Origin of the sequence: Sphingomonas sp. SUN039, from assembly GCF_024758725.1 — a bacterium.
GTDB lineage: Bacteria > Pseudomonadota > Alphaproteobacteria > Sphingomonadales > Sphingomonadaceae > Sphingomonas_O.
Map to the genome: position 1 here is coordinate 2,639,125 of NZ_CP096972.1, position 25,525 is coordinate 2,664,649.

The 25,525-nt window shown below is 64.4% G+C and carries 26 protein-coding genes; 15 read left to right on the forward strand and 11 right to left on the reverse strand.

The genetic code is table 11. The features are described from left to right. Nucleotides 1-10: 10 nt before the first annotated feature. Nucleotides 11-1,390 (reverse strand): dicarboxylate/amino acid:cation symporter, encoded by a 1,380-nt coding sequence (locus M0209_RS12850; RefSeq protein WP_258888662.1) that lies wholly within the window; start codon nt 1,388-1,390, stop codon nt 11-13. A 24-nt stretch (nt 1,391-1,414) separates the two neighbouring features. Further along, nucleotides 1,415-2,839 (reverse strand): glutamate ligase domain-containing protein, encoded by a 1,425-nt coding sequence (locus M0209_RS12855; RefSeq protein ID WP_258888663.1) that lies wholly within the window; start codon nt 2,837-2,839, stop codon nt 1,415-1,417. A gap of 36 nt (nt 2,840-2,875) precedes the next feature. On the opposite strand from M0209_RS12855, the gene M0209_RS12860 reads away from it, so the two are divergent. The 4 genes from M0209_RS12860 (at nt 2,876) to rlmN (ending at nt 6,393) form a co-directional block, all read left to right on the forward strand. Then, on the forward strand, nt 2,876-3,670 hold the full coding sequence (locus tag M0209_RS12860; protein WP_258888664.1) for an LD-carboxypeptidase: 795 nt from the start codon (nt 2,876-2,878) through the stop codon (nt 3,668-3,670). Nucleotides 3,671-3,849: 179 nt separating this feature from the next. Beyond that, on the forward strand, nt 3,850-4,335 hold the full coding sequence (locus M0209_RS12865; protein ID WP_258888665.1) for a hypothetical protein: 486 nt from the start codon (nt 3,850-3,852) through the stop codon (nt 4,333-4,335). A gap of 133 nt (nt 4,336-4,468) precedes the next feature. Continuing rightward, on the forward strand, nt 4,469-5,200 hold the full coding sequence (locus M0209_RS12870) for an NYN domain-containing protein (RefSeq protein ID WP_258888666.1): 732 nt from the start codon (nt 4,469-4,471) through the stop codon (nt 5,198-5,200). Beyond that, a complete protein-coding gene (gene rlmN / locus M0209_RS12875) occupies nt 5,197-6,393 on the forward strand; it encodes a 23S rRNA (adenine(2503)-C(2))-methyltransferase RlmN (protein ID WP_258888667.1) in 1,197 nt (398 codons plus the stop codon). The genes M0209_RS12870 and rlmN overlap by 4 nt, the downstream gene beginning before the upstream one ends. 3 nt (nt 6,394-6,396) lie before the next feature. On the opposite strand, the gene M0209_RS12880 is transcribed toward rlmN, so the two are convergent. Beyond that, entirely contained in the window at nt 6,397-7,533 is a 1,137-nt protein-coding gene (locus M0209_RS12880) for a helix-turn-helix transcriptional regulator (RefSeq protein ID WP_258888668.1), read from the reverse strand. A 50-nt stretch (nt 7,534-7,583) separates the two neighbouring features. On the opposite strand from M0209_RS12880, the gene M0209_RS12885 reads away from it, so the two are divergent. The 5 genes from M0209_RS12885 to M0209_RS12905 all read left to right on the forward strand — a co-directional run bounded on the left by M0209_RS12885 (nt 7,584) and on the right by M0209_RS12905 (nt 12,602). Next, a complete protein-coding gene (locus tag M0209_RS12885) occupies nt 7,584-8,342 on the forward strand; it encodes a sulfite exporter TauE/SafE family protein (protein WP_258888669.1) in 759 nt (252 codons plus the stop codon). Between the two features lie 66 nt (nt 8,343-8,408). Further along, a complete protein-coding gene (locus M0209_RS12890; protein WP_258888670.1) occupies nt 8,409-9,197 on the forward strand; it encodes a cytochrome b/b6 domain-containing protein in 789 nt (262 codons plus the stop codon). Continuing rightward, on the forward strand, nt 9,194-9,955 hold the full coding sequence (locus tag M0209_RS12895) for a molybdopterin-dependent oxidoreductase (RefSeq protein WP_258888671.1): 762 nt from the start codon (nt 9,194-9,196) through the stop codon (nt 9,953-9,955). The genes M0209_RS12890 and M0209_RS12895 overlap by 4 nt, the downstream gene beginning before the upstream one ends. 128 nt (nt 9,956-10,083) lie before the next feature. Further along, a complete protein-coding gene (locus M0209_RS12900) occupies nt 10,084-11,319 on the forward strand; it encodes a cyclopropane-fatty-acyl-phospholipid synthase family protein (protein WP_258888672.1) in 1,236 nt (411 codons plus the stop codon). A gap of 188 nt (nt 11,320-11,507) precedes the next feature. Beyond that, nucleotides 11,508-12,602, forward strand: coding sequence for a Fic family protein (locus tag M0209_RS12905; RefSeq protein WP_408988236.1), 1,095 nt, complete (start codon nt 11,508-11,510; stop codon nt 12,600-12,602). A 36-nt stretch (nt 12,603-12,638) separates the two neighbouring features. Here M0209_RS12905 and M0209_RS12910 read toward each other — a convergent pair whose 3' ends face one another. After that, nucleotides 12,639-13,250 (reverse strand): calcium-binding protein, encoded by a 612-nt coding sequence (locus M0209_RS12910; protein ID WP_258888674.1) that lies wholly within the window; start codon nt 13,248-13,250, stop codon nt 12,639-12,641. 80 nt (nt 13,251-13,330) lie between these two features. Beyond that, nucleotides 13,331-13,753: a DUF1801 domain-containing protein gene (locus M0209_RS12915; RefSeq protein ID WP_258888675.1), complete on the reverse strand. Its 423-nt coding sequence runs from the start codon at nt 13,751-13,753 to the stop codon at nt 13,331-13,333. Nucleotides 13,754-13,811: 58 nt separating this feature from the next. Here M0209_RS12915 and M0209_RS12920 point away from each other — a divergent pair, with 58 nt between their 5' ends. From M0209_RS12920 to M0209_RS12940, 5 genes are all read left to right on the forward strand, one after another. Next, on the forward strand, nt 13,812-15,041 hold the full coding sequence (locus M0209_RS12920; RefSeq protein ID WP_258888676.1) for an argininosuccinate synthase: 1,230 nt from the start codon (nt 13,812-13,814) through the stop codon (nt 15,039-15,041). A 61-nt stretch (nt 15,042-15,102) separates the two neighbouring features. Continuing rightward, complete coding sequence (locus M0209_RS12925; RefSeq protein WP_258888677.1) at nt 15,103-15,534, forward strand: GxxExxY protein; 432 nt, start codon at nt 15,103-15,105, stop codon at nt 15,532-15,534. Between the two features lie 7 nt (nt 15,535-15,541). Continuing rightward, on the forward strand, nt 15,542-17,071 hold the full coding sequence (locus M0209_RS12930; RefSeq protein ID WP_258888678.1) for a hypothetical protein: 1,530 nt from the start codon (nt 15,542-15,544) through the stop codon (nt 17,069-17,071). Further along, nucleotides 17,068-18,603, forward strand: a complete 1,536-nt coding sequence (locus M0209_RS12935; protein ID WP_258888679.1) for a hypothetical protein — start codon at nt 17,068-17,070, stop codon at nt 18,601-18,603. The genes M0209_RS12930 and M0209_RS12935 overlap by 4 nt, the downstream gene beginning before the upstream one ends. Beyond that, a complete protein-coding gene (locus tag M0209_RS12940; protein ID WP_258888680.1) occupies nt 18,600-19,592 on the forward strand; it encodes a glycosyltransferase family 2 protein in 993 nt (330 codons plus the stop codon). Before M0209_RS12935 ends, M0209_RS12940 begins: the two co-directional genes overlap by 4 nt. Before the next feature lie 111 nt (nt 19,593-19,703). Here M0209_RS12940 and M0209_RS12945 read toward each other — a convergent pair whose 3' ends face one another. Next, the gene (locus M0209_RS12945) at nt 19,704-20,123 is read right to left on the reverse strand and encodes a GtrA family protein (protein WP_258888681.1); all 420 of its coding nucleotides are present in this window, start codon (nt 20,121-20,123) and stop codon (nt 19,704-19,706) included. Between the two features lie 137 nt (nt 20,124-20,260). After that, nucleotides 20,261-21,016 carry a methyltransferase domain-containing protein gene (locus M0209_RS12950; RefSeq protein ID WP_258888682.1) on the reverse strand — a complete coding sequence of 252 codons (756 nt, stop codon included), beginning with the start codon at nt 21,014-21,016 and terminating at the stop codon, nt 20,261-20,263. Nucleotides 21,017-21,117: 101 nt separating this feature from the next. On the opposite strand from M0209_RS12950, the gene M0209_RS12955 reads away from it, so the two are divergent. Further along, the gene (locus tag M0209_RS12955) at nt 21,118-22,920 is read left to right on the forward strand and encodes an AcrB/AcrD/AcrF family protein (RefSeq protein ID WP_258888683.1); all 1,803 of its coding nucleotides are present in this window, start codon (nt 21,118-21,120) and stop codon (nt 22,918-22,920) included. 3 nt (nt 22,921-22,923) lie between these two features. Here M0209_RS12955 and M0209_RS12960 read toward each other — a convergent pair whose 3' ends face one another. The 4 genes from M0209_RS12960 to M0209_RS12975 are packed head-to-tail and all read right to left on the reverse strand — an operon-like array spanning nt 22,924 to nt 25,494. Beyond that, on the reverse strand, nt 22,924-23,541 hold the full coding sequence (locus M0209_RS12960) for a MarC family protein (RefSeq protein WP_258888684.1): 618 nt from the start codon (nt 23,539-23,541) through the stop codon (nt 22,924-22,926). Further along, on the reverse strand, nt 23,538-24,353 hold the full coding sequence (locus M0209_RS12965; RefSeq protein WP_258888685.1) for a hypothetical protein: 816 nt from the start codon (nt 24,351-24,353) through the stop codon (nt 23,538-23,540). The genes M0209_RS12960 and M0209_RS12965 overlap by 4 nt, the downstream gene beginning before the upstream one ends. Further along, nucleotides 24,353-25,204, reverse strand: a complete 852-nt coding sequence (folD, locus tag M0209_RS12970; protein ID WP_258888686.1) for a bifunctional methylenetetrahydrofolate dehydrogenase/methenyltetrahydrofolate cyclohydrolase FolD — start codon at nt 25,202-25,204, stop codon at nt 24,353-24,355. Before folD ends, M0209_RS12965 begins: the two co-directional genes overlap by 1 nt. Beyond that, complete coding sequence (locus M0209_RS12975) at nt 25,201-25,494, reverse strand: YggT family protein (RefSeq protein WP_258888687.1); 294 nt, start codon at nt 25,492-25,494, stop codon at nt 25,201-25,203. The genes folD and M0209_RS12975 overlap by 4 nt, the downstream gene beginning before the upstream one ends. Nucleotides 25,495-25,525: the final 31 nt, after the last annotated feature.

The following is a 25,525-nucleotide window of genomic DNA, read 5'->3' on the forward strand; positions in this document are numbered from 1 at the left end:
GGTGTTCTCCTTAGCTGACGCCGCCCGGCTCACCCTCGCGCGGGGCGGGATGGGCGGTGCCGAGGCGGGATGAGGGGGCATGCGCGCTGTCGATAGGGGTCGGGTCCGGCTTGTCGAGCTGTCCCTCCCACTTGGCCACGACCGCCGTCGCAATGGCGTTGCCGACGACGTTGGTACCGGTGCGGCCCATGTCGAGGAACTGATCGACAGCGAGGATGAGTACCAGCCCCGCCTCGGGCAGCCCGAATTGCGCCATGGTGCCCGCGATTACGACCAGCGACGCGCGGGGGACCGCAGCCATGCCCTTCGACGTAACGAGCAGGGTCAACAGCATCGTGATCTCCTGCTCGGTCGTCAGGTTGATGCCCGCGATCTGCGCGATGAAGATCGATGCGAAGGTCATGTACATCATCGAGCCATCGAGGTTGAACGAATAGCCCAGCGGCAGCACGAAGCTGGAGATGCGGTTGGGCACGCCGAACTTGTCGAGTGCCTCGAGCGTGCGGGGGTAGGCGGCCTCCGACGACGCGGTCGAAAAGGCGAGCAGGATCGGATCGCGGATGTACCGGATCAGCTGGCCGATGCGCGGGCCGATGACGAGGAAGCCCGCAAAGATCAGCGTCGCCCACAGCACCGCCAGCCCGAGATAGAAGCTGCCGATAAACTTCCCGAAAGTGATCAGCACTTCGAGGCCGTTGACCGACACCGCCTTCGCCATGGCCGCGAACACCGCGAGCGGCGAGACGCGCATGACGAAATTGGTGACGACCAGCATCACTTCGACCAGCGCATCGACGCCCTTGACGATCGGCGTCCCCTTCTCGCCAACCGCCGACAGGGCGACGCCGAAGAACACCGAGAAAATGACGATCTGGAGCATGGTCGTGTTCGCCATCGCCTCAAAGATCGACTTCGGGACCATCTCGGTGATCGTGGTGAACATGTCGACGTGCTTGGCGTCGATGCCCGACGCGCCGACCGCCTTCGCCAGATCGAGACCCGAGTTCACGCCCGGTTGAAGCGTGTTGACCAGGATCATGCCGAGCGTGAGCGACACCAAAGTTGCGCCGATGAACCAGGTCATGGTCTTGGCACCGACGCGGCCGAGCGACGCGCTGTCGCCCATATGGACGATGCCCGCGACAAGCGTGCCGAACACCAGCGGCGCGACGATCATCTTGATCAGCCGAAGGAAGATGTCGGTGATCATCTTGAACCACTTCGACGCCTCGGCAATGTCGTCGGTGCTCGGAACCCAAGTGATGTTCGACCCGATCAGTTTTCCAAACTGAACGAACATCTGTGTGCCTATTGCCTCGTGCATGATCGTACCGACGACGATGCCGAGCACGAGCCCGATCATGATCTGGAAGGTCAGGCGGTTGGCCAAGCGAGTTCCCCTTTTGCGTGCAGCTTAGGCGGAAGCGAGGCTTGCCAGCAACCCGGCGGCGAAATCGGACAGCGTATCGTCGCGCGCACCCATGATGACGATGCGGTCGCCGGGCTGCGCGATGGCGAGCAGGCGACCGCCGCAGGCGTCTCGCGAGGCGATGTGTTCGGCCTGCACGCCGATCGCATCGACGAGCGTTTCGCTGCCGGTGGTGCGGTCCACCGTGCCGCCGAAATAGGCCGGGTCGCTGACAATCAGCCGGTCACCATCGCCCAGATTTTCGCGGAATGCATAGGCGAGCTCGCGGCCCATCTGTTTCAAGGGGCCATAGCCGTGCGGCTGGAAAAACACGAGCAAGCGCCCGGGAAAGGCGTGGAGCGCCGACAGGGTCGCGGCGATCTTGTCGGGGTTGTGGCCGAAATCGTCGATCACTGTGATGCTGTTCACGGTGCCGACCACGTCCATGCGGCGCTTCAGGCCGGTGAAGGTGGCGAGGGCTTTGGCGGACTCTGCCAATGGAATGCCTATGATCTTGGTTGCCGCGATTGCGGCCAACGCGTTCGACGCATTGTGACGACCGGGGACGGCAAGAACCACACGAGCGGATTCGTCGTTATAGGTTGCCGTAAACTCGATCCCCTCGGCTAACTCAGTGACCTCAGCACCGTGCCAGTCTGGTCGTCCGCCGAATCCAAAGGTTCCGCTAGTCTCCAGACTCTCGCCTGATCGAACCCCAGGCCTTCGTTCATCAAAACCCCGAGTGGCTTCCGGGAACAGCAAGCCATACGCTTCGCTGTTGTCTCTGTTGAGAGCGAAGCGCGACGATGCGTGAAGGAAGTCGAGAAACAGCGCGCGCAGTTCCTCCATCGACTTGTGGTCGACCGCGACATTATTGAGCACCGCCACCGTCGGGCGATAGAGTGCGATACTCCCGTCGCTTTCATCGACCTCGCTGACGAACACCGGTCCGCCGCCCACGCGCGCGCCGGTGCCATAGTTCTTCATGATCGCGCCGTTCATGATCGTCGGGTCGCGGCCCGCCTGATCCAATATCCAGCCGATCATGCCGGTGACGGTCGATTTGCCGCTGGTCCCGCCAACCGCGATGCTCACCGGTGCCGCATTGAACAGTTCGGCGAGCAATTCCGCCCGCGTCATCCGCGCGCAGCCGAGTTCGGTCGCGCGGACGATGTCGGGGACGGTCGCCTCGATGGCCGCCGACGCCACGACGATCTGCTCTGCGGAGACGATCCCGCTCCCATCCTGCGCGTGCAGCCCGATGCCCCGCGCTGCCAGTCCCGCGAACTTCGCACCCAGCCGCCCCTGGTCGAGCGACCGGTCCGATCCCGCAACGCGCGCGCCCTGTGTGGCCACGATCTCTGCAAGCGGCATCATGCCGCTGCCGCCGATCCCTACAAAAAAATATGTTTTGCCCGTGTATTCGCCCATCCGCTCGCTATCGTGGCGAAACTTCAGGGGAGCAAGATGCGTATCGCCGTTGTCGCACCGTCGAATACCGTTTCACCGCAAATCCCTGCGCGGATCGCGGCGCTGGCAGCCGACCGATATGGCGACGACGCGCCCGAGATCGTGTTCCACCCGCAGTGTTTCCTGTCCGAAGGGCATTTCGCCGGTCCCGACGCCGCCCGCGAAGATGCGCTGGTCGAGGTCGCGAACGATCCGGCGTTCGACGCCGTCTGGTTCGGGCGCGGCGGCTATGGCGCGAACCGGATCGCCGAAGCGGCCGTGGCACGCATGGGCGACGCGGCGCGCACAAAGACCTTCCTCGGGTACAGCGACGGCGGGTTTCTGCTTGCCGGATTGCTCAGGAACGGCATCGGCAAGCCCGTCCACGCTCCGATGCCGAGCGACATCGTGCGCGACGGCGGCGAAGCGGCGGTGGTGCGGACGCTGGACTGGCTACGCGCGCCGGTGCCCGCCCCGCACCCGCAAGTGGCGTTCAACCTGACCGTGCTCTCCAACCTGCTTGGTACCCCGCTCGAGCCCGATCTCGCGGGACACGTGCTGATGATCGAGGAAGTGGCCGAGGAAATGTACCGCATCGACCGGACGCTGTTCCATGTCACCTCGAGCGCCAATGTGCGGGCGTGCGCGGGCATCAGGCTCGGTCGCTGCGCGCCGATCCCCGACAATGTGCCGGACTTCGGGGTGGATGAGGTCGATGTCGCGCGTCATTGGTGCCGGGTGGCGGGTATTGCTTGGCTCGGTCGCGCCGATATCGGCCATGATGCGGCCAATACCGTCGTGCCGTTTGCCTGAAGCGGAGAGGCTGCCGCGCCGCTTCCCGGTGGCGAGGGACTCGAGCCGCCGGGAAGGGTACGCAACGCAACTACTCGTCCGGGGGGGTGGACTGGCGCTCAAACGGCGCACGGCGCGTCGGGTTCCCGGCTCGCAAGAAAAAAGTTGCGCGCGCGGGCAACGACCGCAAAGCAGTAGCAATGCGGCGCGCTATCCCCTTGCTGGCTCTCGTGACCTTGTGCACCGCCCCGGCGACGGCGCGTACCGCGCTCGGCAGTTTCGACGGCTGGGCGGCATTCCGTGACGAGCAACCCCTGCGCTGCTTCGCCATCGCCCAGCCCGTGCGCGGCGGCGGCGGCAAGTGGCAACCCTTTGCCAGCGTCGGCAGCTGGCCGCAGGCGAGGGCGCGCGGACAATTCTACGTACGACTCGGTCGCGAACGCCGCGCCGATGCGCCGGTCACGCTGATCGTCGGCGAGCGACGCTTCGCGCTAGCGGGTTCGGGGGCCGACGCCTGGGCCCCCGACGCCCGCACCGACGCCGCCATTGTCGCTACGATGCGCAGCGCGCGCGCGATGAGCGTTGCCAGCGTCGCCGCGACCGGCGGCGGCTTTGCCGAAACCTATGCGCTGAAGGGCGCAGCAACCGCGATCGACGCGGCGGCGCTTGGCTGCGCGCGGCGGTGAAAGGTTGACTTTTTTAAGCTAATATTGCATATAGCTCAGATCAGGTCCCCGGCGACCGTCTTGAGGCGTCCGAAAGGGCAGATATCAACTCAAGGCCTGTCCCCGGGGACAACTTGTATCTGGCGACTTTGAAATGCGGACGGCAGTCGTAGTTGATGGCGCATTTTTCTTGCGCCGCTTTAAGCACCGCTACCCCGAACTTGACCCACACAATCCGCGAGATGTCTCGGTCGGTCTGATGTTCCTCGCTGCAGCCCATATTTCAATATCGGACGGCGGTTGGAGTCCTGCCGGCCTAATCTCGACTGTTGATGATCAAAAGTTTCTTGATACGAAATGGACTGAGTCCGACCTTCTTTATCGAATATTTTTTTATGATTGCCAGCCGCTGACAAAGCGAACTCATTTGCCGATTTCCAAGCGCGCTCTAAATCTCGCGGGAACGGACGTTGCAAAATCGCGGTTGGCGATCCACGAAGCACTGTTGAATGTTCGAAAAGTGGCCCTGAGGTTAGGACGTCTCAACGACCAATTTGGATGGCGCGTCAAACCGCTTTCGGTCGAGCGGTGGCTGGCTGACAGTTCATCCTTCGCCCCGACGGATGACGATTTTGAGCTGGATACGGTTCAGAAAGGGGTCGATATGCGGCTGGGTCTTGATGTTGCCTCGATGGCATTCAAACGACAAGTCAGCCAAATCGTGCTCGTTGCTGCCGATGCTGATTTCGTCCCAGCCGTAAAGCTCGCTCGGAGAGAGGGGATCGACGTGGTTCTCGACCCCATGGGCGCGCCTGCCGCTTCCGATCTTGTCGCGAATTGTGACGGAGTCCGGAATGCCGTGTCGCCCCCAAGGAATCCTCGATGACGCCCCTTATGTCCAGTCCCGGCCACATCGACCCCGTCCCCGTTGCGCGGCCCGCCGAACCGCGCCCCGATGGCAAGATCGATCTCGTCGGTCTGAGCAAAGTGGAGATGCGCGAGGCCCTCACCACGGCGGGCCTCGACGCCAAGGGCGCGAAGCTGCGCGCCAAGCAGATCTGGCATTGGGTCTATAACCGCGGCGTCACCGATTTCGCGCTGATGACCGATATCGCGCGCGCGCAGCAGCCGTGGCTGACCGAGCGGTTCGTGATCGGACGGCCCGAAATCGTCGAGGCGCAGGTTTCGACCGATGGCACGCGTAAATGGCTGCTCCGCACGCCCGACGCGCAGGACTTCGAGATGGTATTCATCCCCGACGCCGACCGGGGTACCTTGTGCGTTTCGTCGCAGGTCGGCTGCACACTCAACTGCCGCTTTTGCCACACCGGGACGATGCGGCTGGTCCGCAACCTTACCGCAGGCGAGATCGTCGGGCAGGTGATGCTGGCGCGCGACGCGCTGGGCGAATGGCCGTCGACGCAGGACGGGCGGCTGCTGACCAATATCGTCATGATGGGCATGGGCGAGCCGCTGTATAATTTCGACGCGGTGCGCGATGCGCTGAAGATCGTGATGGACGGCGACGGCCTCGCGCTCGGCAAGCGGCGCATTACGCTGTCGACCAGCGGCGTCGTGCCGATGATGGCGCGCGCAGGCGAGGAAATCGGCGTCAACCTGGCGGTCTCGCTCCACGCCGTGACCAAGGAAGTGCGCGACGAGATCGTCCCGCTCAACCGCAAATACGGGCTGGAGGAACTCCTTCAGGCCTGCGCCGATTACCCGGGCGCGAACAACGCGCGGCGGATCACGTTCGAATATGTCATGCTCAAGGACAAGAACGACAGCGACGCCGACGCGCACGAACTGGTACGCCTGATCAAGCACTACCGCCTGCCCGCCAAGGTCAATTTGATCCCGTTTAACCCCTGGCCCGGTGCAGCCTATGACACGTCGACGCCCGAGCGCATCAAATCGTTCAGCAACATCGTGTTCGACGCGGGGATCAGCGCGCCAGTGCGTACCCCGCGCGGCCGCGACATCGACGCGGCATGCGGACAGTTGAAAACAGCGAGCGAGAAGAAGTCACGCGCGGAACTCGACCGTCTGGCGGACGAAAAGCAGGCGGCGTTGGGGTAAGCTTCAGGCCCCTTCGCCGACTTTCACGCTGGCGAGCAGTGTTGCCACTTCGGCCTGGCGGTTGCAGCCGGTTTTTTCGAACACGCCGCGCAACTGTTTGCGAACGGTTTCGAAGGCAATGCCGCTGGCAAGCGCGATCTCCTCAAGCGACTGCCCTTCGGCGAGGCCCGCCGCGACGCGCGCCTCGGCAGGGGTCAGGTCGAATAGCGATCTGAGCAACGCCGCGTCGGGGGCGCGCTTGCCGCCGAGCGTCGTCAGGAACAACAGGGCGAAACCGCCGCCGAATATGTCCTGCGCCGACCGCCGGACCGGCAGCAGATGCGCGACCAGCTCGGGCACATCATCGGCATTGCGGACAGGAAAGGAACTCGGCACGGTCGCCGTCGGATCGCCGAGCGCGGCCAGCCCGTCGTGCAGCCACTGGCGGGCACGCTTGTCGGTCAGGACCAGCTGGTTCTGCGACCCCCAGCGCAAATGGCCCGTCAGCCCCTGGGCAAGCTCGTTGGCCTCGACCACAGCACCCCCGGCGTCGAGCGCCACCGCCGGCAGGCCGATGGCGGTCAGCGTCTCGGTCGCGCCCGCGATCCGCTGCATCCCCAGCCGCGCGGTCAGGAACGCACTGCGCGCGAGATGGGGGCGCAGCGCATTGAGATGGTCGACATAGTCGCGTTCGATCGGGCCACGTTCGAAATCGCGTTCGATGCTGAACACGACATTGTCGCCGGTCGGCATTTTCAGCCCGGTCCCCGCCGACCAGCCGAGTCCGCGCGGCCGGAAGAAGTCGCGGTAGATCGGTGTCCGGTCGAGATCGCTTTCGGACCAGAAATCATGTTCGACAAAGAACGACGGCTGTGCCTGGCTCATGATGCAGACGCGGCGGTCGCAATTGGCGAACCAGCCATCGGCGACATAGGTCTGGAAAACATCGGTCAGGCTTTTCGAAGCCGTCCAGTCGAGCGTGCGGCGTGCAGAGAACAGCAACCCGCCACGCGCATCGACCTGTCCGGCGACATCGTCGAGGATGTCGGGCCAGAGTTCGGGCACCACCGAACATTCATAGACACGGTCGATCAGTGCTGCGTCCACCGTCATGCCCCCGGCAAAATTAGTCTCGCTGACACTGACAGGGGCAATCGTCACGCTCAACCCTCGATTGCTTTTGTCGCGCGACCTGTCGATGGGAGGCGGTGATGGACATGTGGCAGGGAATGGCGCTGGCGGGCGGCGCGGGGCTAGTCGGTGGCGCGATGAATGCGCTTGCCGGGGGCGGCACGTTCGCGACGATGCCCGCGCTGATTGCGTTGGGGCTGCCCTCCCCGGTCGCCAACGCCACCAGCAATGTCGCCTTGCAGCCGGGGGCGATGACGGCGGCATGGGGGTTTCGCGACGGGCTGGAACCGCTGGGCGGGGTGTCGATCCGGACGCTGTCGGCGATTACTTTTGCCGGGGGGTTGGCGGGGAGTTTGTTGCTGGTCGTCACCCCGACGCGGATTTTTGACATCATCATCCCCTGGCTGTTGCTGATCGCATTCCTCGCCATCGCCTTCGGCAAGCGCGCCGCAGCGTGGCTCCACGACCGGGTGACAATCGGGACGCCAACGCTGTTGGTCGCGCAGAGCCTGCTCGGCCTCTACGGCGGCTATTTCGGTGGCGGGGTCGGCATCATGACGACGGCGACCTATGGCCTGCTCGCCAATTTGCCGCCGCACCGGATGATGGCCCCGCGCACGCTGATGCTGGCGATTGCCAACACCGCCGCCGCCATCGTCTTCATCTGGTTCGGCATGGTGCGCTGGGCGGTGTGCCTGCCGATGCTCGTCGGCGCGATCGTCGGCGGGTGGCTGGGGGCCAAAGTCGGCAACCGCCTGCCGCCGCTGGCGGTCCGGCTGTGGACGCTCACTGTCACCGGGGCGACGACAATCGTGTTCTTTTTGCGCGCCTATACGTAACCTTTTCGCGCTTGCCGACGAAGCTTGTCCGCGCGATGCTGGGGTGCGCGGCGACGAGGACAACAGATGAGCGAAGCGGTCGAGGTTCAGGGCGGCGAACTGGTCAAGCGGCACCGGCTGTTCACGCGGGTCTGGCACTGGACCAATGCGGTCGCAATCTTCGTCATGCTTATGTCGGGCCTGATGATCTCCAACGCGCACCCGCGCCTTTACTGGGGACAGTATGGCGCGAATTTCGATACGCCGTGGCTCGATCTGACCCACTGGCTGCCGCAGGGACGCTTTCCCGGCTGGATCACCATTCCCTCGACCTACAACCTCGCGCTGTCACGCCACTGGCATCTGGCCTTTGCCTGGGTGCTGGCCTTCGGCTTCCTCGCTTTTGTGATCGTCGGCCTGCTCAACCGGCATATCCAGCGAGATCTAGCGCTGAAACGCGGCGAACTGGCCCCGAAGCATCTGATTGAGGAAATCGTCCACCACGCGCAGCTCAAATTTCCAACCGGCGCGGCGGCGCTGAACTATAACACGCTGCAAAAAATCACTTATATCCTCGTGCTGTTCGGTCTGATCCCGCTGCTGATCCTGACCGGCCTGTGCCTGAACCCTGGGCTATCGCCGCTGACCGGCTGGGCCATCGATCTGTTCGGCGGACGCGCAACGGCGCGCTCGGTCCATTTCTTATGCGCGATGGGAATTGGCGGGTTCATCGTGGTGCACCTAACCTTGGTCGTGCTGGCCGGGCCGTATAACGAGATCCGGTCGATGATTACCGGCAAGTTCCGGGTGCCGCACGACCGCAAGCCACGGGTCGCACCCGAACCGGCCCCCGAACTGGCAGGAGAAGCGGCATGAGCGGTATTCTGACACGGCGCGCTCTGGTCGGCAGCATGGTCGCGGGCAGCGGCATGATCCTGTCGGGCTGCGATGCGCTGGGTAACAACCCGCAGTTTCGCGAGGTGCTCAAACTCGGCGAGGATGCCAATTATATCGTCCACCGGTCGCTGCAGGACCGCATGGCACTGGCGAAGGAATTCGCCCCGAACCAGCGTTCGCCGATTTTCCGGTCGAACGGGACGCGGATGCCGGTCGGGGACGCCTATGCGCGTCATATCGCGACCGAATTCCGCGACTGGACGCTGGTTATCGACGGGCTGGTCGCCCGCCCCCAAGTGCTGCCGATCAACCAGTTGCGCGCAATGCCCGCGCGCTCCCAGATCACCCGCCACGACTGCGTCGAGGGATGGAGCGCGATTGCGAAATGGACGGGCGTACCGGTCAAGCTGCTGCTCGATGGGGCGGGCCTCAAGCCCGAGGCGCGCTACATCGTGTTCCACTGTGCCGACGCGAACGACGGGACGCCCTATTACGAAAGCTTCGACCTGCTCGACGCCTATCACCCGCAGACGATCCTCGCCTGGAACCTCAACGATCAAGCGCTGCCGGTGATGAACGGCGCGCCTTTACGCCTGCGCGTCGAGCGGCAACTGGGCTATAAACAGGCGAAATATGTCCAGCGCATCGAAGCGGTTGCCAGCCTGAAATCCGTGTACGGCGGCAAGGGGGGCTTCTGGGAAGACGGCGCGGGCTATGAATGGTACGCTGGTGCCTAAGAAGCGCCTCCCGTCGCCCCGGGCTTGACCCGGGGCTAGGCTTCTCTTCTGATCTGGAAACGAAGTGAAGCAGCCTAGGCCCGGATCAAGTCCGGGCTGACGATGTTTGATTGATTGCAAGAGGCACCATGTCCCTGCTCGATACTTTCCTGTCCAAAGTCGTCAGACGCGGCACCCTGACCGTCACCGATCACAAGGGTAATGTCAGCAAGGTCGGCACATCGGCCGAGGGTTTTCCCGACATCGCCGTCCGCCTCGCCGACGCGAAAGTAGCGCGCGATGTGGTGTTGAAACCCGAACTCGGCGGCGGCGAGGCCTATATGGACCACCGCCTGATCGTCGAAAACGACGACATCATGGGGTTGCTGAGCCTGTTGCGGCTCAACAGCCGGTGGGAGGAAGGCGGCGGCTTCGACGATGCGCGCTGGTTCGACCGCGCATTCGGAAGGCTGCGCGGCAAGCTCGACAGGTGGAACTGGAACGCCAAGTCGAAGCGCAATGTCGCGCATCACTACGACCTCGACGACCGGCTCTACGACCTCTTCCTCGACGAAAACCGGCAATACAGCTGCGGCTATTGGACCTCACCTGACGTCGGCCTCGATCAGGCCCAGCGCGACAAAATGGCGCATATCGCGGCGAAACTCGCGCTCGCGCCGGGGATGCGCGTGCTCGACATCGGCTGCGGCTGGGGTGGCATGGCGTTCTATCTGCACGACAAATACGACTGCGACGTCACCGGCATCACGCTGAGCGAGGAGCAGCTTAAATATGCCCGCGCCGACGCCGAACGGCGCGGCGTCGCCGACCGGGTCAAATTCGAACTGGTCGATTACCGCGATGTCACTGGCAGCTTCGACCGGATCGTGTCGGTCGGCATGTTCGAGCATGTCGGCCCCCCGCATTACCGCGCGTTTTTCGCCAAATGCCGCGCACTGCTCGCCGATGACGGGGTGATGCTGCTTCACACCATCGGGCGGATGGGCTGGCCGGGGACGACCGATGCCTGGGCGTCGAAATACATCTTCCCCGGCGGCTACGCGCCCGCGCTCAGCGAAATCACCGACGGCAGCGAGCGCAGCAACCTGATCCAGACCGATTGCGAGACGTGGCGGCTACACTACGCCTGGACGCTGCGCGCCTGGTACGCGCGGATCATGGCGCGCCGCGCGGAGATCGAGAGCGTGTACGACGCGCGCTTCTTCCGCATGTGGCAATTCTACCTCGCGGGCTGCACCAGCGCGTTCGAACACGGTGTGCTGTGCGTGTACCAGCTGCAATATGCCAAGGACCGGCGGGTACTGCCGGTGACACGGGAGTATCTGGCGATGGAGGAGGCGCGGCTCAACGCAGCCTTTCATTAGCCGCGCTACATGCCGCTAGATGCAGACAGCCCTTGCTTACAGCAAAACCCTTGCTCTAATCAAAGTCTGTCCTTGACTAGCGGGAACTGAAACCCCTAATCAAAGCCAGAAATTGATTAGGATCAGAAATGGCGACCCAATTAAGGGCTGGCCGCTATGTACGGCAGCCAAACCGGTTCTCGGCCTTCATGCCCGAGCCGTTGCCGCCTCGACCGCCGATCCTGATCGACGGCGCAATGCAAACCGCACTTTCGAAAGCAGACCGAGCGCTCGGGCGACTTGATGGGTCCATTCAGACTTTGCCCGATCCCGACATGTTCGTCTTCATGTATGTCCGCAAGGAGGCCGTACTTTCCAGCCAGATCGAAGGCACGCAATCGTCCCTCAACGACCTGCTCGAAGCAGAAGCCGCCATCCAAGACACAGGTCGCCCAAGCGACGTCGGCGAGGTCCTCAACTACGTCCGCGCAATGAACCATGGCTTGAGCAGGTTACCCGAATTACCGATTTCAGTTCGCCTGATCCGCGAAATTCACGAAAAACTGATGCAGGGCGTACGTGGCAATCATGCCAGTCCCGGGGAGTTGCGGCGCAGCCAGAACTGGATCGGCCCCGGCGGCTCGACACTTGCCGACGCAATTTTCGTGCCGCCTCCGCCGCACGAGGTGGAAAACCTGCTCTCCGATCTCGAGAAATTCGTCCACGCCGAAAGCGACATTCCCGCGCTGGTAAAGATCGGTCTGATCCATGCACAGTTCGAAACGATCCATCCGTTCCTCGACGGCAATGGTCGTGTCGGACGGCTATTGATTGCCTTTTATTTGTGCGAGAAGGAGATATTGCTCAAACCGGTGCTCTACCTGTCGCACTGGTTCAAACTGCATCGCACACGCTATTACGAACTGCTCCAGAACATCCGCGACAGGGGCGAATGGGAAGAATGGATCCGGTTCTTCCTCGAAGGCGTCGCGTCGGTCAGTCTGGAAGCAACCGAAACGGCGCGTGCCATCGTCGCTTTGCGCGAAGACCATCGCCGCCGCGTCACCGACCGGTTCGGGCGCTCTGCCGGTAACGGCCTGCGCGTGCTCGAGGATCTGTACAAGCATCCCTTCATCGACAATCGCGCAGTTATGGATAAGCTCGGTGTTACCTTTCCTGCGGCCGCCGACCTGATCGCACGCTTTGTCGAGGCCGACCTATTGGTGGAGATTACCGGTCAGGAACGATACCGGGTGTGGCAATACTTTCCCTATGTGCAGCTGTTTTCGGAGGGGCATCGATAGTGCGAGGAACGAACGACCGACGGCCCCTCACAATGCTCAGCTAACCTTCGTCCGCCACGTCCCGCGCTGCGCCTTAAGTTCTTCCGGCGAGAGTTTGCCGTCCTTGTTCGTGTCGGCGGCGTCGAAGCGGTCGAGGGCTTTTTTTACCGCGTCGGCAATGACGATGCCCTTGCCGTCGCCATCGGCCATGACGATGCCGCTGCGGCCGTCCATCATCTTCACGCGCATCCGTTCGCGCAGCACGGGCTTGCCGTCGGGGCCGGGGGCCGGTTGCGGGGTCGCCGCGCCCTCGGGCGGAGGCGGCGGGGCCATCATCGCATTGGGACCGCGTCGTTCCATCCGGACGACATGCGGAAAGCCGCGTTTGGCGCGCGCGGCATCGAACTCCGCACGGCTGATGCTGCCGTTTTTGTCGGTGTCCATCGCGGCGAAATCATCGTCCGCGTGCGTCTCCATCCGAGCCTTGGCAAAGGCCATCATTTCGTCACGCGTCACCGTGCCGTTCTTGTCGGCGTCGAGTCGACCGAGCCGGTCCTTGACCCGCGCCTCGACCTCGGCCCGCGTCACCGGCCCTTCGGCCATTTGTGCGAGCGCGGGGAGCGTTACGCCCGCCGCCACCGATACCGCCACTACCTGCCAGATCTTCATGCGCAACCTCCCGCAGTCATCATGATTTCGCGCGCGAGGTTACGCCGCCGACATTTACCCCAGTTGAACGAAACCGCAGCTCAGGACTGCGGATAACGCGCGTCCATCGACGCGAGCGAGGCCACGCACAGTTCCTCAAGGACCGCCATGTCTACGTCCGACAGTCGCTTGATATACAGGCATGATTTGCCAGTCTTGTGCTTGCCGAGCCGCGCCAGCCGGTCGGCCTCGCCTTCGGCACCCGACAGGACGTAGAGTACCAGTTCGGCCTTGCGCGGCGAAAAGCCGATCCGGCACGACGTCCCTTCATGGCCGCTGTCGTATTTATAACGATAGCTGCCGAAGCCGATAATCGACGGCCCCCACATCTGCGGTGGCTCGCCGGTCATCCGCGCCAGCATCGCACAGAGCGTTTCGCCGTCTGCGCGGCGCATCGGATTGTCGACCGCTGCGAGGAAATCGGGGACGCTCACCGACGTCGGTTTGCTCTTGGTTTCGGCCATGCTTCCCTCCCCGAGTCGGCACCCTTATGAGGCCACCACGAATCACGGGAGTTGCCAAGTGCCGGGAACCGACAAAGCCGCCATCAACAAGGTCGTCCTCGCCTATTCGGGCGGGCTCGACACCAGCGTCATCCTGAAATGGCTTCAGCAGACCTATCAATGCGAGGTCGTGACCTTCACTGCCGATCTCGGGCAAGGCGAGGAGCTGGAACCCGCACGGGCCAAGGCGCGGCTGATGGGGGTCAAGGAAGAGCATATCTTCATCGACGACCTGCGCGAGGAGTTCGTCCGCGATTACGTCTTCCCGATGATGCGCGCCAATGCGCTGTACGAGGGGCTGTACCTGCTCGGCACCAGCATCGCACGCCCGCTGATCGCCAAGCGCCAGATCGAGATCGCCAAGATGGTGGGGGCCGATGCGGTCAGCCATGGCGCGACCGGCAAGGGCAACGACCAAGTCCGCTTCGAGCTCGGCTATTACGGGCTGAACCCCGATATCAAGGTGATCGCGCCGTGGCGTGAGTGGGATTTGACCAGCCGCACCGCGCTGATCGCGTTCGCCGAAGCGCACCAGATTCCGATCCCGCAGAACAAGCGCGGCGAGGCCCCGTTTTCGACCGACGCGAACATGCTCCACACCTCGTCGGAGGGGCTGGTGCTCGAAAACCCGTGGGATGAAGTGCCGGATTACGTCTACTCGCGCACCGTCAATCCCGAGGACGCGCCCGACACGCCGGAGGTCATCACCGTCGATTTCGAGCGCGGCGACGGGGTGGCGATCAATGGCGTGGGGATGTCGCCCGCGACGTTGCTCGAAACGCTCAACGAGTACGGACGGCGGCACGGGATCGGGCGGCTCGACCTCGTCGAGAACCGGTTCGTCGGCATGAAGTCGCGCGGCATGTACGAGACACCGGGCGGGACGATCTACCACCTCGCGCACCGCGGCATCGAGCAACTTACACTGGATCGCGGCGCAGCGCACCTGAAGGACGAGCTGGCCCCGCGCTATGCCGAGCTGATCTATAACGGCTTCTGGTTCAGCCCCGAGCGCGAGATGTTGCAGGCAGCCATCGACCATTCGCAGGAGAAGGTTTCGGGGACGGTCCGCCTTAAGCTCTACAAGGGCAGCGTGATCGTGACCGGGCGTAAGTCGCCGAACTCGCTGTACTCGGAAAAGGTCGTGACGTTCGAAGACGACGCCGGCGCCTATGACCAGCGCGACGCGGAAGGGTTCATCAAGCTCAACGCGCTGCGCTTGCGGCTGCTCGGGCGGCGGGATCGGTAGATTTCGGTTCACACGAAGCGCACGAAGGCACAAAGTAAGAGAAGGAAAGAAGGGGCGAAGCGTGGACGAGCGGGTCGAGGCGATAGCCTCAGCGGTGATCGATTGCGCGCTTCGCGTCCATAAAGCGCTCGGACCGGGATTGCTGGAGTCGGTTTATGAAGCCGTCCTGGCGGACGGATTGGTCGCGCGTGGCTTTAGTGTAGTCCGCCAGCAGACCATCGGGATCGAGTTCGAAGGCCGGAAACTTGCCGAAGGCTTTCGCCTCGATTTGCTCGTCGACGATCGGCTGATCGTCGAGATCAAATCGGTCGATGAGCTTTCCGGGCTTCATCGCAAGCAGCTGCTGACATATCTCCGCCTGACCGACCGTCCGTTGGGCCTGCTCCTCAATTTCAATGTCGAGCTCATGAAGGAAGGCGGCTTCAAGCGCGTCGCGAACAACTACTTCCGCGACGCACCCTTTCCTGCTTCCTCTTCCTTTGTGCCTTCGTGAGCTTCGTGTGAACCCAACCGCTCCCGCCACGCTCACACCGCCCGACTGGTGGAACCGCCGGAGCGTGCTCGCGCTCTGTGTGCTGCTAGCGCTCGTCCCGCTCGTCTACCCGCCGATCCCGCCTTTAGTCGATCTCCCTGGGCATATGGGCCGCTATGCCGTCCAGCTCGATCCGGCCCCATTCGCACAATGGTTCCAGTTCCGCTGGCAGTTGATCGGCAACCTCGGCGTCGATTTGCTCATCGAACCGCTGGGACGATTGTTCGGCGTCGAGCTCGGTACCAAGCTGATCGTCATGGCCATTCCCGCGCTGGCGGTCGCGGGGCTGTTGTGGATCGCGCGCGAGGTGCACGGGCGGGTGCCGCCGACCGCATTCTTTGCGCTGCCGCTGATGTGGGGGCATCCCTTCGTTTTCGGGTTCGTGAACTTCTCGCTGGCGATGGCGCTGGCGTTGTTGTCATTCGCACTCTGGCTGCGGATGGCGCGAACCGGCGTAGCCAAATGGCGACCTTTCGTGTTCCTGCCGCTCGCCTGTGTCGTATGGACCGCGCACACCTTTGGCTGGGGGCTGCTCGGGCTGTTGTGCTTTTCGGCAGAGACAATCCGCCAGCGCGACCTCGGCAAGGGCTGGATCGCCGCAGGTGTCGCGGCGGTGTTTGCCTGCCTGCCGATGGCGTTGCCGCTGGTCCCGATGGTGCTGTGGCGCTCGACTGCGACCGACATGACCGGCGACTGGTTCGACTGGGGGACCAAGTCGCTGTGGGTGCTGACGACCTTGCGCGACCGCTGGCAGGCGTTCGACCTTGCTTCGCTCGCTGTCGTGATCGGCCTGATTTTCGTGGCGCTGCGGAACGCGGCCCTGGGCTGGTCGCGCAATCTGGCGACCAGCGCGCTGGTCCTGCTCGCGGTCTATGTCCTGTTGCCGCGCATCATCTTCGGATCGGCCTATGCCGATATGCGGCTGACGCCTTACCTCATCGCGATTGCAATCGTGGCGATCCGACCCAAGGCGGAAACGTCGCCGAAGTTCCTCGCCACGCTGGCCGTCATCGGCCTGAGCTTCTTCGCCGCGCGTATCGCCGGTCACACCGCGAGCATGGCCATCGCCTCGACGCGCTACGACCGCGCGCTGGCCGCGCTCGACCACCTGCCCGAAGGCGCGCGAGTCGCGGCGTTCACGCGGCGGACCTGCGGCCTTGAATGGTCGACCAACCGGCTGGAGCATCTGTCCGCGCTCGCCATGGTCCGCCGCCACGCCTTTTCGAACGACCAGTGGGACGTATCGGGCGCGAATCTGATGCTGATTACCAAGACCGACGCCCCCGGCTTCGTCGTCGATCCGTCGCAGCTGACGGTCCCCGCCCCGTGCAAGGGCGCACCGTGGATGACGCCCGATCAAGCGCTGGCCAAGCTCCCTCGCGCGGCGTTCGATTATGTCTGGCTGATCGACCCGCCGCGTTACGACGCGCGGCTGACGGCAGGGATGACGCCGGTGTGGCGCGACCGCGCCGACGTGCTCTACCGGATCGAGCGATGAGCCAGTGGTGGCAAAGCCGCGGGGCGGTGGCGCTGGCCGCGCTCGCCGCGACGATCCCGCTCTGGGTGGTCACCATCCCGCCGCTGATCGACCTTGTCGGGCATATCGGGCGGTATCATGTCCAGCTCCACCTCGGCGACAGTCCGGCGTTACAGGCGAACTGGGCCTATCACTGGCGACTGATCGGCAATCTCGGCAGCGACCTGTTGATGGAGCCGCTGGGGCGGGTGTTCGGCATCGAAGGCGGCGCACGGGTGCTGGCGGGACTGATCCTGATCCTGACGATCACCGGCATGGCACGGCTGGCGCGCGCGGCACACGGGGTGCTGCCCGCGACGGCATGGGCGGCATTCCCGTTCGCGATGGCCTATCCATGGCAATACGGGCTGGTGAACTATTGTCTGGGCGTGGCGTGTGCGCTGCATATGGCGGCGCACTATTATCGTCATCCCCGCGAAGGCGGGGACCCAACTCCCGTTGTTTCGACGGGTGGGCAGTTCAGGAGTTGGGCCCCCGCCTTCGCGGGGGTGACGATGGGAGCGTTGTCCGTCCTCCTCTGGGTCGTTCACATCTATGGCTGGGCCGTGTTCGCCGTGCTGATCGTGGCGCGCACCGTCGCCGGTCGCCCGGTGAAGGTCTGGCCCCGCGCCATCCCAGGCCTGCTTCCGCTCGGCCTGCCGCTGTTGCTGATGGCAGCGCTCAGCTACGGCACGGCAGGGGCCGCCGCCGCAACGCTCGGCTGGTTCGACTTCGGGTACAAAGCGCTGGCGCTGACCTGGACGCTCCGCGACCAGCACCAATGGTTCGACATGGGCTGCCTGATCGCGGCGATGCTGCTGATTTATGCCGGGGTGCGGTCGAAGGCGTTCGTGGTCGACAGGTCGCTGGGCCTTGCCGCGCTGTTCCTGCTGATCGCGCTACTGGTGTTGCCTTATCAGCTGCTCGGCTCCGCTTTTTCCGATGCGCGACTGTGGCCCGTCGTTTTCATGGTCGCGCTACTCGCGATCCGGCCGGTCGAGGCCACGGGAAGACTGGCCGCTGTGATTGCGCTCGGCGCAGCGCTCGTATTCGGCGTCCGCATCGCCGCGACGACGGCCGGATTCGCGCAGTACGACACCGATTATGCCCGCCATTTGAAGGCGCTCGACCTGATGCCGCGCGGTGCCCGCGTCGCTGTCTTCACCGAATTCCCCTGCGACGTGCCATGGCGACGTCCGCGCGTCGACCATCTCGACGGCGTTGCCATCGTCCGGCGCGACGTGTTCACCAACGGGCAATGGGATGTGCCGGGGGCGCAACTGCTGGTCCCGCTCGCCGCACGGGGCACGCGCTACAACAGCGATCCGTCGCAGCTGGTCATGGGTTGCGGCGACCTGCGGCCTGCGCTGGCCGCGCGCATCGCCGATTTCCCGCGCGACCGGTTCGATCTGGTCTGGCTGATCGGTTACCGCCCCGCAACACTTCCGCGCTATGCTGGGCTGACGCCGCTGTTTGCGGACGACCGCACCGTGCTTTACCGGATCGACAAATGACCGCGCCGAAACTCTCGATTGTCGTTCCCTGTTACAACGAGGCCGACTGCCTCGGCGTGCTGCACGCGCGGCTGGGCGCGGCGGCCAAAGCCGTCGTCGGCGAGGATTACGAGATCGTCCTGATCAACGACGGGTCGCGCGACGCGAGCTGGTCGATCATGGCAGGTCTCGCGGCCACCGACCCGCACCTCGTCGCGCTCGACCTGTCGCGTAACCACGGGCACCAATTGGCGCTGACGGCGGGGCTCGACCTGTGCCGGGGCGAGCATATCTTCGTCGTCGATGCCGATTTGCAGGACCCGCCCGAATTGCTCGGGCCGATGATGGAAACGCTCGTCAGGGAAGGGGCCGATGTCGTCTATGGCGTCCGCACCGAACGCGCGGGCGAGACGGTGTTCAAAAAGGCGACGGCTGCGGCGTTTTACCGCCTGCTGAAAAGCGCGACCGATGTCGATATCCCGCTCGATTCGGGCGATTTCCGGCTGATGACGCGGCGCGCGCTGAGCGTGTTCCTCGCCATGCCCGAACAGGCGCGGTTCGTGCGCGGGATGGTCGCCTGGGGCGGGTTCCGGCAGGTGCCGTTCGCCTATAGCCGCGAAGCGCGTTTTGCCGGTGAGACCAAATATCCGTTGTCGAAAATGATCCGCTTCGCGCTCGACGCGCTGACCGGCTTTTCGACCGCACCCTTGCGCCTCGCGAGCCATGCCGGGCTGTGGCTGGCGGCGGGGTCGGTGCTGCTCGTCATCTATATCTTCGCGTCCTGGATTGCGGGCCAGGCCATCGCGGGCTGGACCTCGCTGATGCTGGTCGTCGTCGTGCTTGGCGCGATCCAGATGTTCGTGCTCGGCATGATCGGCGAATATATCGGGCGGCTGTATACGCAGGCGAAGAACCGGCCGCTCTACATCGTCCAGAACATTGCGGGTGGGAGCGTGGCGAAAGCGACGCTGGGGATCGATGCGTCGGACAGCGCGCCTGTCGAGAAATAGCCGGGGTTCACACGAAGCTCACGAAGTCACGAAGACAGAATGGCCGCTACGCGGCAAGCTCCCTTCCTTCTTCCTTTGTGCCTTCGTGAGCTTCGTGTGAACCCAAACGGGCTATCCGCCGTAAGTCCATTTCCGGTGCATCCAGAACGTTGCCAGCGGCGTGAACACGATATTCGGCACGATCGGCCACCAGGTCGGGCCGTGCAGATATTTGACCAGCAGCCACACGAAGAATGAATTCATCGCAAAGCCGAACAGGTTCACCGCGATGAACCGCGTCGACATTTGCGCGTGGTTCTCGCGCTCGCCGTGGCCCGCGAAACTGATCCAGCCATGCGCGAAATAGCCGACGATCACGCCGATGACGAAGGCGATGCCGATCGACACGTTCGGATCGATCACGAACCATTCGACCCCGAGATAATAGATCGCCTGCCCGCCCGCCGTGATCAGGCCGCCGACGATGCCATAGCGCACGAGCTGCCAGAAGGCGGCGCGGGCAGCGGGGTCGGTGGGGAGGGTGAGGTTCATGGACAACTCTAAGTTTCTTTCCCGAGCGAAGACGAGGGACTTTGCCGAGCGAAGCCGAGGCATCTTTCCACGCGGTTAGGCTTCTCGACTGCGCTCGAAGGTGCCCCCCGTCTTCGCTCGGGGAAGAGAAGAGAAAGCTACCCCGCCCGCCCGCGCACGCGTGCCTCGACGCTCGCCTTTACCATGGCGACCGGCTTGACCAGCCCCGCCGGGATCAGACGGACCATGGCGCGGCGCGCGTTCCAGACGAAATCGCCGCCGATCTCGAGCGCGCGCCCGTCCTCGACTCGGCTAGCCAGCACGATGTCCGACAGCCGCTTCTGCCCCGCCTCGTTGGCGTAGAGGTATGAGTTGAACTTGTACCAGCCCTTGACCTGTTTCTGGTCGGCAAGGCGCGGGCGCAGGAAGTCGAACGCCGCAAACCCGCGCGCCTTGAATAGTTGCCGCCAATATTCGGGCGGTTGTTCGTTGACATGATGCTCGCCGCCCTGATGCGGGACGGCGGCGGAAAACAGCACGACATCGCCGTGGCGGGTCAGCGTTTCGACAAAAGTCGCCGCCTTGGCATGCGGCAGATGCTCGGCGACTTCGAGGCTTTGCACGAGGTCGAACTTGCGCCCGAGATCGAGCGGCAGCATCAGGTCGTGCGCCAGGAAATTCCCCGCCGGGATGACCAGCTGGTCCACCTTCACATAGTCGCCGTCGACCGCGAGCACATCGGCCACGCCCGCCGCCATCCATTCGGACGCCCAGGCCCCGTGCCCCGCGCCGACATCGAGCAGGCTGTCGATCTTCATTTCGGCGAGCAGCAAGGGCGCGACCGTACGTGCCGAGGCGCGGCTGCCGTCGTCGATATAGTCGTAGAAATCGGTGTTGTAGACGTGGTCGCTCATCGTTCCGGTCCGCAAGTGATGGGGCGTGTTCCCCGCGCTATGCAGCGGCACCGGTAAAGATTATGCGCGGCCACGTCGAGGATTTAGGGTCGCACAGGCAAATGGACGAAATCGAAGCAGGACCGGCGACCGCCGAGGCGCGGATCGCGGCATGGCTCGACCGCCACTGGCGTGCACTGGTCGCCGCGATCTGGGTCGCGACCATGGTATGGCTGGTCCAGTTCCGCTGGGGCATGATCAAGTGGTTCTCGCTGCCCGACACCGATGACAATATGCGGATGTCGCAGGTCCGCGCACTGTTGAACGGACAGGGCTGGTACGATCTGCGCCAGTATAAATTGAACCCGCCCGAGGGGTTCAACATGCACTGGAGCCGCCTCGTCGATCTGCCGATCGCGCTGCTCGACTGGGGCGCGCGGTTCTTCGTCGACGGGGCGACGGCGGAACGCTTTGCGGCGGCGGTCGCGCCGATGCTGCCGCTGGGGCTGACCCTGTTCGCGCTGGCGCTCGCGGCACGGCGGCTGGTCGCGCCCAATGCGGGGCTGCTCGCAGCGGGATTGGCGGCAACCGGCTGCTGGGCGGCGTTGTCGATGTTCATGCCGATGCGGATCGACCACCATAATTGGCAGCTGACGTTCCTCATGCTCAGCATCGCGGGCATCGCCGACCCGCAGGCGCGGCGCGGCGGCATCGTCACCGGCATTGCAAGCGCCGCATCGCTGGTCATCGGCCTCGAGCTGCTGCCGTTCCTCGTCATCGTCGGCGCGGCGACCGTGCTGCGCTGGGTGTGGCAGCCGGAGGATCGCGAACGGCTGTCGGCCTACGGCCTGTCGCTCGCCGTGGGCTGTGCGGTCGGTTATCTCGGCTTTGCCAGCTACGACAATGCCGTGCCGCGCTGCGACGTGCTGTCGCCGGTGTGGCTGGGAACGATGGTTGCGGCGGGATGGCTGGCGTGGCTGTTGCCGCAGTTGAAGCGCGACGATTGGCGCTGGCGGCTGGGTGCGGCGGCGCTGGGCGGCGTGGTGCTGGCGGCGGGGTTCGCGCTGCTCGCGCCGCAGTGCCTGGGGCGGCCCGAACAGGTGTCGCCCGAACTCTACGAGAGCTGGCTCAAGAACATCAACGAATTCAAGCCGCTCTACACCAAGGACTGGCAGGTCATGGTCGGCACGCTTGCCTTGCCACTGGCAGGCGTCATCGGCGCGATCATTGCCACTTTGCGCGCGCGCGGCACGCCGCAGTTCGCGGTCTGGGCACCGATTGCGCTGATCAGCCTGACCTCGATGCTGTTGCTGCTGTGGCAGACGCGGATGGGCGCGGCGGCGCAACTGACGGCAGTCCCCGGCGCGACCGCGCTGATCTGGCTGGCCGTGCCTGCACTCCGCCGCAGCCCATCGATGCTCGCGCGCACCATCGGGGTTGCGGCCGTGGTGCTGCTGGTTTCGGGGCTGGGCGTCCAATATGTCATCGGTCAGGTCCCCGGCAAAAAGGCCACGGTGCGCAGCAAGGCCATCGAGAAGGCGAACGGGCGCTGTCCGACGCTCCCCGCGCTGAACCCCATTGCCAAATTGCCCGCGACGACGATCTTCACCTTCGTCGATTTGGGGCCGCGCCTGATTACCGTCACCCATCACAAGGCGATTGCCGGGCCGTACCACCGCAACGGCGGCGCGATCCTCGATGTGCATCACGCCTTCGACGGGACGCCCGAGAACGCCCGCGCAACGATCAAACGCCACGGCGCGACATTGCTGATGACCTGCCCGAACATGAGCGAATCGACCGTGTACCGTGCGCGGTCGCCGAAGGGATTTTATTCGCAGCTGGCGACGGGCACGAAGTTCGACTGGCTCGAACCAGTGCCCCTGCCCAAAGAGTCGCCGCTGCTGCTGTGGCGGGTGAAGTAGCGCCTAGGCGAAACTCGCCTTCACGCCGTCGATCACGAACTGCGCGGCGAGCGCGGCGAGGATGACGCCCAACACCCGCGTGATCATCGCCTCTACGCGGTTGCCGAGGATTTTCATGAGCGGCCCCGCCAGTAGCAGCGAAATCATCGTCACCAGCAAAGTTGTCGCCAGTGCGGCGAGCACCACACCGCGTTCGCCCCACCCGTCGGCACGGCTGGTCAGCAGCATTGCCGACGCAATCGACCCCGGCCCCGCAATCATCGGGATGCCCATCGGGAAGATCGAGATGTCGTCATGCTCGGTCGCCATCACTTCCTGCGCGCGGTTTTCGCGGCGCTCGGTGCGCTTTTCAAAGACCATGTCGAGCGCGATCATGAACAGCATGATACCGCCCGCAATCCGGAAGGCGTCGAGGCTGACGTGAAGCGCGCCGAGGAACGCTTTTCCGACGAGCGCAAAGGCGAACAGGATTCCTGCCGCGACCAAAGTCGACCGGATTGCCATCGCGCGGCGGTGCGCGAGGGGCGTCCCGTTCGTCAGGCTGGCGAATATCGGCGCGCACCCCGGTGGGTCGATGATGACGAAAAACGTCACCAGTGCCGAGATGAAGAGTTCGATCATTTCAGCCCGATCGTTTCATAGGCGACCAGTTTCCATCCCGCCGCGCCGCGCCATTGCCACACGCGCAGGTCGTGCGCGCCCGCCTGTCCGCCGAGCAGCGCGCGCGAGGCCCAGGCCAGGGTCCAGTCGTCCGAATGGCCCGAGGCGATTGCAGCCCCGAAGGTGGTTTTGGGCAAAGCCGCACTGCCGCGCGCGGGCATCGTTTCCTCGCTCTGGACCAGCACGTCGCTCGCCGCATTGGCGGCAAAGGCAGCGGCCCCGTCCACCCCGGCACGCGCGGCGACACCGGCGGCAAGCTTGTCGTAATCGGCCTCACGCAACGCCGCTGTCGAAGCGCCGCCGCATACCGGCGCGACCAGCGTCGGGGTGTTGCCCGCAGGCACCAGTTTCGGCGTCGGCCGTCCATGATCGAGCATCCAGCGATAACCGGTGGCCGTCCGTTTCCAGATCGTCGAAAAAGTGCCGTGCCCGCCCGATGCCGCACGCACCCAGGGGCCGGTCGACAGGCCGAGCGTCCCGTCGCAAGATGGCGCGATGGTACCGGGCCACCACATCACCGGCACCGAAGGTTCGGTCGCCCCAGCCAGCGCCTTGGGGACCGGCTTGGCATCGGGGACGAACATGATCGCGTCGGGCGCAGCGGTGAGGCGGAACGCCTTCCACTGCCCCTCGACCTGCGCGCGACGGGCAAAGGCGCGTTCAGCAGCCGCAATGGCGTCGACGGGGCTGAGCGCGACAGCTGCGGGCTTGGCAGGCGGTGGCGGTTTCGACGCGGCCACCGGTGCGGCTACGAGCAAGGCGAGCGCGATCATCAGGCGGCTTCCTTCATCCGGCGACGTTCGGCGGAAGTCAGCGTATTCCTGAGCAGACAGGCAATGGTCATCGGACCCACGCCTCCGGGAACGGGCGTGATATGCGCGGCATGGGCGGCGACCTCGTCATAGGCGACATCGCCGACCAGCCCCCCTTCCACACGATTGATGCCGACGTCGATGACGGTGGCGCCCGGCTTCACCCAGTCACCCCGGATCATCCCGGGTCGCCCGACCGCCGCCACCAGTATGTCGGCCCTGCGGCACAGCGCAGGCAAATCGCGCGACTTCGAATGCGCGACGGTCACAGTAGCATTTGCACCGAGCAACAGCTGCGCCATCGGTTTACCGACGATGTTCGACCGCCCGACCACGACCGCCTCCAGACCCGACAGGTCACCGAGTGTGTCTTTGAGTAGCATCAGACAGCCGAGCGGTGTGCAGGGCACGAAGCCGTGCAGCCCGCTCGCCAGTCGCCCGACATTGACGGGGTGGAAGCCGTCGACGTCCTTGTCGGGGTCGATGGTCGCAATCACCGCGTCGGGATTGATGTGGTCAGGCAGCGGCAGCTGGACGAGAATCCCGTCGACCGCCGGATCGGCGTTCAGGCGGCGCACCAGCGCCAACAACGCGTCCTGCGTCGTCTCGGCGGGCAAGCGGTGTTCGAAACTCGCCATTCCGGCCTCGCGGCACGCCTTGCCCTTCGCCCGGACATAAACGCCGCTCGCCGGATCGTCACCGACCAGCACGACCGCCAGCCCCGGCGCGCGACCCAGCCGCGTAACGCCTGCCGCGACATCGGCGCGCAGCGCCGCCGCATGCGCCTTGCCGTCGATCAGGGCGGCCGTCATGAAATATAGGTCGGCTGGATCTGGCCCTCGAGAACGATCCGCAGGATCTGGATGCAGATCAGCACGACGATCGGCGACAGGTCGAGCGCCCCGAAATCGGGCATGATGCGGCGGATCGGGCGGTACAGCGGCTCGGTGATACGGTCGAGCGTCGTCCACACCTGCCGCACGAAATCATTGTGCGTGTTGATCACGTTGAACGCGATCAGCCATGACATCACCGCCTGGATGATGATCACCCATGTCGCAAGGGTCAGCAGGTAAAGAGCAATCTGGATTACGGTGTTCATAGGTACAGGATTCCCGCTGCTTGGGCGCTGT

What these genes read in the sequence shown, in the direction of transcription:
- M0209_RS12945 (WP_258888681.1), bottom strand. Translation starts at nt 20,123, where the DNA reads ATGAACCTCACCCTCCCCACCGACCCCGCTGCCCGCGCCGCCTTCTGG.
- M0209_RS12885 (WP_258888669.1), top strand. Translation starts at nt 7,584, where the DNA reads ATGGACATGTGGCAGGGAATGGCGCTGGCGGGCGGCGCGGGGCTAGTC.
- M0209_RS12950 (WP_258888682.1), bottom strand. Translation starts at nt 21,016, where the DNA reads ATGAGCGACCACGTCTACAACACCGATTTCTACGACTATATCGACGAC.
- M0209_RS12890 (WP_258888670.1), top strand. Translation starts at nt 8,409, where the DNA reads ATGAGCGAAGCGGTCGAGGTTCAGGGCGGCGAACTGGTCAAGCGGCAC.
- M0209_RS12935 (WP_258888679.1), top strand. Translation starts at nt 17,068, where the DNA reads ATGAGCCAGTGGTGGCAAAGCCGCGGGGCGGTGGCGCTGGCCGCGCTC.
- M0209_RS12865 (WP_258888665.1), top strand. Translation starts at nt 3,850, where the DNA reads ATGCGGCGCGCTATCCCCTTGCTGGCTCTCGTGACCTTGTGCACCGCC.
- M0209_RS12870 (WP_258888666.1), top strand. Translation starts at nt 4,469, where the DNA reads ATGCGGACGGCAGTCGTAGTTGATGGCGCATTTTTCTTGCGCCGCTTT.
- M0209_RS12910 (WP_258888674.1), bottom strand. Translation starts at nt 13,250, where the DNA reads ATGAAGATCTGGCAGGTAGTGGCGGTATCGGTGGCGGCGGGCGTAACG.
- folD (WP_258888686.1), bottom strand. Translation starts at nt 25,204, where the DNA reads ATGACGGCCGCCCTGATCGACGGCAAGGCGCATGCGGCGGCGCTGCGC.
- M0209_RS12895 (WP_258888671.1), top strand. Translation starts at nt 9,194, where the DNA reads ATGAGCGGTATTCTGACACGGCGCGCTCTGGTCGGCAGCATGGTCGCG.
- M0209_RS12855 (WP_258888663.1), bottom strand. Translation starts at nt 2,839, where the DNA reads ATGGGCGAATACACGGGCAAAACATATTTTTTTGTAGGGATCGGCGGC.
- M0209_RS12975 (WP_258888687.1), bottom strand. Translation starts at nt 25,494, where the DNA reads ATGAACACCGTAATCCAGATTGCTCTTTACCTGCTGACCCTTGCGACA.
- M0209_RS12965 (WP_258888685.1), bottom strand. Translation starts at nt 24,353, where the DNA reads ATGATCGCGCTCGCCTTGCTCGTAGCCGCACCGGTGGCCGCGTCGAAA.
- M0209_RS12955 (WP_258888683.1), top strand. Translation starts at nt 21,118, where the DNA reads ATGGACGAAATCGAAGCAGGACCGGCGACCGCCGAGGCGCGGATCGCG.
- M0209_RS12905 (WP_408988236.1), top strand. Translation starts at nt 11,508, where the DNA reads ATGCCCGAGCCGTTGCCGCCTCGACCGCCGATCCTGATCGACGGCGCA.
- M0209_RS12940 (WP_258888680.1), top strand. Translation starts at nt 18,600, where the DNA reads ATGACCGCGCCGAAACTCTCGATTGTCGTTCCCTGTTACAACGAGGCC.
- M0209_RS12900 (WP_258888672.1), top strand. Translation starts at nt 10,084, where the DNA reads ATGTCCCTGCTCGATACTTTCCTGTCCAAAGTCGTCAGACGCGGCACC.
- rlmN (WP_258888667.1), top strand. Translation starts at nt 5,197, where the DNA reads ATGACGCCCCTTATGTCCAGTCCCGGCCACATCGACCCCGTCCCCGTT.
- M0209_RS12960 (WP_258888684.1), bottom strand. Translation starts at nt 23,541, where the DNA reads ATGATCGAACTCTTCATCTCGGCACTGGTGACGTTTTTCGTCATCATC.
- M0209_RS12915 (WP_258888675.1), bottom strand. Translation starts at nt 13,753, where the DNA reads ATGGCCGAAACCAAGAGCAAACCGACGTCGGTGAGCGTCCCCGATTTC.
- M0209_RS12860 (WP_258888664.1), top strand. Translation starts at nt 2,876, where the DNA reads ATGCGTATCGCCGTTGTCGCACCGTCGAATACCGTTTCACCGCAAATC.